Annotated in this window: 7 protein-coding genes, 1 tRNA gene and 1 pseudogene; 6 read left to right on the forward strand and 3 right to left on the reverse strand. The window is 73.2% G+C overall.

Annotated features, from left to right (window positions below):
* The 3 genes from HGA02_RS07535 to HGA02_RS07545 all read left to right on the forward strand — a co-directional run.
* Positions 1 to 498 (forward strand): sensor histidine kinase (locus HGA02_RS07535; RefSeq protein WP_343035356.1); only part of this gene is annotated, 498 nt, incomplete at its 5' end.
* On the forward strand, positions 486 to 1,223 hold the full coding sequence (locus HGA02_RS07540) for a response regulator (protein ID WP_162353194.1): 738 nt from the start codon (positions 486 to 488) through the stop codon (positions 1,221 to 1,223). The genes HGA02_RS07535 and HGA02_RS07540, both read left to right, overlap by 13 nt.
* A complete protein-coding gene (locus HGA02_RS07545) occupies positions 1,220 to 2,134 on the forward strand; it encodes a DUF4097 family beta strand repeat-containing protein (RefSeq protein WP_168678511.1) in 915 nt (304 codons plus the stop codon). The genes HGA02_RS07540 and HGA02_RS07545 overlap by 4 nt, the downstream gene beginning before the upstream one ends.
* Before the next feature lie 72 nt (positions 2,135 to 2,206).
* Here the strand turns inward: HGA02_RS07545 and HGA02_RS07550 are convergent.
* From HGA02_RS07550 to HGA02_RS07560, 3 genes are all read right to left on the reverse strand, one after another.
* Positions 2,207 to 2,280, reverse strand: a tRNA-Pro gene (locus tag HGA02_RS07550).
* A 119-nt stretch (positions 2,281 to 2,399) separates the two neighbouring features.
* Positions 2,400 to 3,332: a metallophosphoesterase gene (locus HGA02_RS07555; RefSeq protein WP_168678512.1), complete on the reverse strand. Its 933-nt coding sequence runs from the start codon at positions 3,330 to 3,332 to the stop codon at positions 2,400 to 2,402.
* A complete protein-coding gene (locus HGA02_RS07560; protein WP_168678513.1) occupies positions 3,329 to 5,809 on the reverse strand; it encodes a penicillin-binding protein in 2,481 nt (826 codons plus the stop codon). Before HGA02_RS07560 ends, HGA02_RS07555 begins: the two co-directional genes overlap by 4 nt.
* A 210-nt stretch (positions 5,810 to 6,019) precedes the next feature.
* Here HGA02_RS07560 and HGA02_RS07565 point away from each other — a divergent pair, with 210 nt between their 5' ends.
* The 3 genes and pseudogenes from HGA02_RS07565 to HGA02_RS20850 all read left to right on the forward strand — a co-directional run.
* The gene (locus HGA02_RS07565; protein ID WP_304515688.1) at positions 6,020 to 6,319 is read left to right on the forward strand and encodes a WhiB family transcriptional regulator; all 300 of its coding nucleotides are present in this window, start codon (positions 6,020 to 6,022) and stop codon (positions 6,317 to 6,319) included.
* Positions 6,320 to 6,415: 96 nt separating this feature from the next.
* Positions 6,416 to 6,577 (forward strand): Sp36 family protein, encoded by a 162-nt coding sequence (gene sp36 / locus HGA02_RS07570; protein ID WP_124342304.1) that lies wholly within the window; start codon positions 6,416 to 6,418, stop codon positions 6,575 to 6,577.
* A pseudogene (locus tag HGA02_RS20850) lies at positions 6,577 to 6,729 on the forward strand (RidA family protein); the annotation flags it as partial. The gene sp36 and the pseudogene HGA02_RS20850, both read left to right, overlap by 1 nt.

The following is a 6,729-nucleotide window of genomic DNA, read 5'->3' on the forward strand; positions in this document are numbered from 1 at the left end:
GACCCCGAGACCGCCGCGGCCGCGCTCGACCACGCGCACCGCGAGGTCAAGGAGACGCTCGCCGAGCTGCGCGACCTGGTCCGCGGCATCCACCCGGCTGTCCTCACCGACCGCGGCCTCGATGCGGCCCTGTCGGCGCTCGCCGCCCGCACGCCCGTGTCGGTCACGGTCGACGTGCCGACGCCCGAGACGCTCGCGCTCGCTCCCGCCGCCACGCAGGCCGCCGCGTACTTCGTCGTCGCCGAGGCGCTCACGAACGTCACCAAGCACTCGGGCGCGCAGAGCGTCCTGGTGGAGGCGACGGTCGTGCAGGGCGCGACCGGACCCGCGCTCCGCGTCATCGTCGCCGACGACGGCACGGGCGGCGCGACCGCCACGCCCGGCAGCGGGCTCGACGGCCTGCGCAGCCGTGTCGCCGCGCTCGACGGCACGTTCGACCTCGACAGCCCCGCCGGAGGCGGGACCCGGCTCACCGTGGAGGTGCCGTGCGCATCGTGATCGCGGAGGACTCCGTCCTCCTCCGGGACGGCCTGTCCCGCCTGCTCGAGGCGGAGGGCCACGACGTCACCGGCTACCCGACGGCCGACGAGCTCGTCGCCGCCCTCGGCACCGGGACCGCCGGCGACGACCTGCCCGACGTGGTCGTCACGGACGTCCGGATGCCGCCCAGCCACACCGACGAGGGCCTGCGGGCCGCCGTCCACCTGCGCAGCCTGCACCGCCGTCTGCCGATCCTCGTCCTGTCGCAGTACGTCGAGCAGCGGTACGCCGCGGAGCTCTTCGCGGGCGACGTGCGCGGCCTCGGGTACGTGCTCAAGGACCGCGTCGCGGACGTGGAGGAGTTCCTCGACGCCCTCCAGCGCGTGGCGACCGGCGGCACCGTCATCGATCCCGAGGTGGTGGCCCAGATCCTCGCCCGCACCCGCAGCACCGGCCTGGAGACGCTCACGCCGCGTGAGCGCGAGGTGCTCGGCCTGATGGCCGAGGGCCGGTCCAACACCGCGATCGCCGAACGCCTCGTCGTCGGGCTGCCCGCCGTCGAGAAGCACGTCACGTCCATCCTCACCAAGCTCGGCCTGCCGCCCGACGCCGACGACCACCGCCGCGTGCTCGCCGTCCTGCGCTGGCTCGAGCACGGCCCGACCGCCGCCCAGCCCGGCCCGGTCGTCACGCCGCCCGGCGGCGTCGGCACCGGCCGACCCACGAACGGAGCACGCGCATGACCGCCACCCTGCAGCAGCCGCCCGTCACCCCGGTCGGTCCGCCGCCCGCCGACCCGACCCGCACGCCGCTCGGCCGCACCCTCCTGTGGGCCGGTGTCGCCCTCGGCGTCGCGACCATCGCGTGGGGCGGCGTCCAGGTCGCCGACCTCGCGATGTCCAGCACCGAGCGTGCGAGCGCCACCTACGACGCCGCCGACGTCGTCGAGCTCGTCGCCGACGGTCGCGTGTCCGTGTTCGCCGGCGACGAGGACCTGGTCGACGTCGAGCGCATCGCCCGCAGCGGCTTCTCGTCGCCCACGTACTCCGTGCAGCAGCGCGGCGACCGGCTCGTCGTGCGGCACGAGTGCGGCTCGTGGTTCGGCGTCTGCACGGGTGCGCTCCAGGTGCACGTCCCGCGCGACACGCACGTCGTGGTCCGGACGTCCAACGGCGACGTGCTGGCGCGCGGCCTGGCCGGCGACCTCGAGGCGCGGACGTACGACGGCCGCGTCGAGGCCGACCGGATCACCGGCGACGCGCAGCTGCACTCGAGCAACGGCGACGTCATCGTCACCGACGTGTCCGGCGACGTCACCGCGCGGACCTACGACGGCCGGATCGACGCGCAGGGGATCGGCGGCCGCATCGAGGCCGTCACGAGCAACGGCGACGTGCAGGTCGTCGACGTGGGCGGCGACGCGGTCGCCCGGAGCAGCGACGGGAGCATCGACGTCGCCGACGTCCAGGGGAACGTCGAGGCGCTCACCAGCAACGGCGACGCCACGGTGGTCGGCACCGGCGAGCCCGTCGCGCTGACGATCTCCACGTCGAACGGCCGCCAGACCGTCGAGGCGCCCACCGACCCGTCCGCGCCGCGCACGGTGGTCATCCGCAGCTACGACGGCCACGTCTCGTACCTCGCCCCGCGCTGACGACCGCCCGCACCCCTGGGCATGACGAGAGGCCCGGACCGGCATGATGCCGATCCGGGCCTCTCGTGTCTGTCGGGGTGGCGGGATTCGAACCCACGACCTCTTCGTCCCGAACGAAGCGCGCTACCAAGCTGCGCCACACCCCGTGGAGCCCCGTAAGGATAGCCGACGGACCTCCGATCGACGAAACCGGATACCGCGGTCGTGACCGACGTCTCCGCGCCCGTCAGCGCGGGCCACGGAGCGCTCGCGCTGGGACCGGATGTCAGGCGGCGACGAACGTGAGCAGCGTCGCCTCGGGGCGGCACGCGAACCGCACGGGGGCGTACGGCGACGTGCCCAGCCCCGCGGAGACGTGCAGCCACGACGACCCCGCACCGCCCGGGCGGTCCGGGCGCGGACCCGGCCAGCCGTGCAGGCCCTTGGCCCGGCGCGTGTCGAGGTCGCAGTTCGTGACGAGCGCGCCCCACAGCGGGACCGCGAGCTGGCCGCCGTGCGTGTGTCCCGCGATCGTCACGTCGGCGTCGTCGGCGTGCATCGCGTCGAGCACGCGGCGGTACGGCGCGTGCGTGACCCCGAGGTGCAGGTCGACCGGCGTCGATCCGGTGCGGGCGTCGTCGTCCCCGCCCGCCGCGGGGAAGCGGTCGCGGTCGAGGTGCGCGTCGTCCGTGCCGACGAGCGACAGCACGCGTCCGTCGACCTTCACGACGTCGCGGCGGTTCGACAGGTCGATCCACCCGGCCGCGGTGAACCGGGCGACGAGCTCGCGCCACGGCAGCTCGACGGGTCGCACCGGGCCGGCGCCGCGCGAGTCCGGCAGGAGGTAGCGCGCCGGGTTCTTGGGTCGCGGCGCGACGTAGTCGTTCGACCCGAGCACGAACACGCCCGGGCGGGCCAGGTGCGGCTCGAGCGCCTCCAGGAGCGCCGGCATGGCGTCGAGGTGCGCCCAGTTGTCACCCGTGTCGACGACGAGGTGCGGGTCCAGCGACGCGAGGTCGCGCACCCAGTCGACCTTGCGGCCCTGCCCGGGCGTCAGGTGCAGGTCCGACAGGTGCAGCACCCGCAGCGGGTCCTGCCCGGTCGGCAGCACCGGCACCGTCACCTCGCGCAGCGTGTACCACTGCGCCTCGACGACGGACCAGGCGACCGCGCCGGCACCGAGGAGCGCCGCGGTGCCGAGCGCGCGTCCGACCGTCACGGCTGACCGCGGCCGTTGCCGTTGCCCTGCCCCGGACCGCCGCCACCACCGGGCCCGCCACCCGGACCGCCGGGACCGGGCTGCTGACCGCCACCCTGACCGTTCGACAGCCGCAGCGTGATCGTCGCGCCCTTGGTCGCCTGGCCGGACGGGCTCTGCTCGGCGACGCTGCCCGCCGGGACGTTGGACGCGACCTGGTTCGGGTCGACCTGGACGCGGAAGCCGCGCTGCTCGAGGATCGCGCGGGCGTCGCCCTCGTTGCGGCCGATCACGCTGGGGACGTTGACCTTCTCGCCGAACACGAGCTTGTCGTCCGGAGCGCCGAACCCGGGGTTGTCGCCCGTGGCGAGCGCCTGCACCATGAACCGTTTCCACGTCGGCGCCGAGACGGTCGCACCGTACGCCCGGTTGACGAACTTGCCGCCGACGTACATGCGCTTGACCTGGCGCTTCGTCTCCTTCGGGTCACCCAGCCACACCGCCGTCGCGAGGCGCGGCGTGTAGCCGACGAACCACGTCTGCTCGTTCTCGCTCGTCGTGCCCGTCTTGCCCGCCGACGGGAACGGCGGCGCGCCGACGCTGTCGGCGGTGCCCTGCCAGACGCCGCTGAGCGCGAAGTTCATCGTGTTGGCGATGCGCGGCTCGATGGCCTGGTGGCAGCCGGCGTCCGGGACCGGCAGCGGCGCACCGTTGGTGTCCGCGACGGCGGTGATGGCGATCGGGTTGCAGTACATGCCGCCCGACGCGAACGCCGCGAAGGCGGCCGCCATGGTGAGCGGCGCGACCTCGTCGGTCCCCAGCACGTTCGACGGGTTGAGGCCGGGGCCGTTGGTGCCCGCCTTGAGGCGCTCGTTGCTGCCCTGGTCGGACACGCGCGGCTTGGCGATGTGGACGCCGATCGACGACGCCGTGTCGGCCACGTCGCACATGTCGAGCTCCATCGCCATCGAGAGGTACGCGAGGTTGACGGAGTTCCGGGTCGCGTCGAGGACGGTCATCGTGCTGCCGTTGCCCTCGGAGTTGTTCGGGCTCCACGGCTCGTTCCGCGACCACGGGCCGCCGCACACCTTGAACTGGTTGAGGTTGAGCTGGCGCTTCGCACCGTTGACGGTCTCGTACAGGCTGTGGCCGTTCTTGAGCCACGTCAGCAGCGTGAACGGCTTGTACGTCGAACCGGGGTTGAACCCGCCGGACGCGCCGTAGGCGAAGTCGGTGTTGAAGTTGACCGACTCCTCGCCCGGGTTCGCCGCGACGGGTGCGTAGATGCGGTTCTGCGCCATCGCGATGATCTTGCCGGTGCCCGGCTCGACGCTCACCAGCGCGTGCCCGAGCCGGCTGGAGTCGTCCACGGGCACCGCGGCCTTGACCTCGGCGTCGGCGATCGCCTGCTTGCCCGGGTCGAGCGTCGTCGTGATCGTCAGGCCGCCCTTGTAGAGCAGCGCCTTGCGCGTCGCGGCGTCCGCACCGAACGCGGGGTCGTTGACGATGACCTTCGTGACGTAGTCGCAGAAGTACCCGGAGCCGGGGACCGCGTCGCTCGCGGCGATGCACCCGACGCGCAGCGGGTGGACGTTCAGCGTCGCCTCGACGGGCGTCGCGAGCCCGGTCTGGAACTCCTCGTCGGTGATGTAGCCCTGGTCGTGCATGGTGAGCAGGACGGTGTCGCGACGCTCCTTCGACACGACCGGGTCGCGCACGGGGTCCCAGTGGGTGGGGCTCTGCGTGACGCCGGCGATCGTGGCGGCCTGGAGGTAGTTGAGGTCCTTCGCGGGGATCCCGAAGTAGTACTGGGCGGCGGCCTCGGCCCCGTAGACCTTGATGCCGAACTGCGCGATGTTGAGGTACTTCTCGAGGATCTCGTCCTTCGTCATCTGCTTCTCGAGCGCGATGGCGAGCTTCGCCTCCCGCAGCTTGCGGGCGTACCCCTCGGGACCGTCGGCCTCGGTCGCGGCCTGCATCGCCGCGAGCCGCTCCGCCTCGGTCTCCTTGGTGGCGGCAGCCTGGATGAGCACGTTCTTGACGTACTGCTGCGTGAGCGTCGAGGCGCCCTGCTGGCCGTCGTCGGCGCCGCCGAGCGCACCCTTGACGGCTGCGCGCAGCATGCCGGGCGGGTCGACGCCCGCGTGCTGGTAGAACCGCTTGTCCTCGATCGCGACGACCGCGTGCTGCAGCTGGATCGAGATCTCCGACAGGGGGACGACGACCCGGTCCTCGCTGAAGAACGTCGCGAGCAGCGTGCCGTCGGCCGCGAGGATCACGGACTTCTCGGGCAGCTGGGTCGGCTCGAGCTCGGTCGGCAGGTCGTCGAACGCGGTGACCGTGAGGTCGGTGACCTCGTCGGCGACGGCGACCCCGGGCAGCACGAGGCCGGCGGCGAGCACGCCGCTGACGCCCGCGACGAGCACGAACGACAGCAGGAGCGCCAGGGCCTGGAACGCGTTGACCTGGCGGCCCCGCGCGCGCGGAGGATGCGGCATGGCGACAGGGTAGTCGGGGCGCCTCGGAAGCCTCTCCTCCTGGGTGCCCGGGGGCACGACCTGCACCGGACCTGCACACGTCGCGGACTGGTCGAGCGTCCATCTGGCGAAATGACCCGAAAGGAGTCTCGCCAGACGGACGCTTGACCGACTAGTTTCCCCGCAGGACACGGGTGCCCGCGGCACCCGTCCGTCTTCTCTGGAGGGTGAGTGGCAACCGTCACGCTGGACGCGCACTGGACCGCGATCGCCGCCTGTGGCACGGGCAAGCTGTCACCGGACGCGCTCTTCGTCGAGGGCGCGGCCCAGCGGGAGGCGCGCTCCGTGTGCACCGGCTGCCCCGTCCGGCTGGAGTGCCTCGCCGACGCGCTCGACAACCGCATGGACTTCGGCGTCTGGGGCGGCATGACCGAGCGTGAGCGGCGTGCGCTGCTGCGCCGCCGCCCCGAGGTCCGGTCGTGGCACGCCGAGCTCGTGGGCATCGAGACGGGCGTCCTGCCGGTCCGGTGAGAGCGCTTGCACGGCAGGGTCGCCGTGCACGTCGGGGGCCTGTGGATCGCCTGACGACCGGCCGTCGGCCGCGCGTCGTCCCGCTAGGGTGAGCCCATGGCGACGCAGCAGTGGGAGTACGCGACGATCCCTCTCATCATCCACGCGACCAAGCAGATCCTGGACCAGTGGGGCGCCGACGGGTGGGAGCTCGTCCAGGTGATCCAGGGTCCGGACGCCGGCCTGGTCGCCTACCTCAAGCGTCCGAAGCAGGCCTGATGGGCGTCGCCGCCCGCCTGGCCGAGCTCGGGCTCGAGCTGCCGACGGTCGCCGCGCCGCTCGCCGCCTACGTCCCGGCGCTGCGCGACGGCGACACCGTGTGGACGTCCGGGCAGCTGCCCTTCGTCGCCGGCGCGCTGCCCGCGACGGGC

Origin of the sequence: Cellulomonas septica (assembly GCF_012396155.1) — a bacterium.
Lineage (GTDB): Bacteria > Actinomycetota > Actinomycetes > Actinomycetales > Cellulomonadaceae > Cellulomonas > Cellulomonas septica.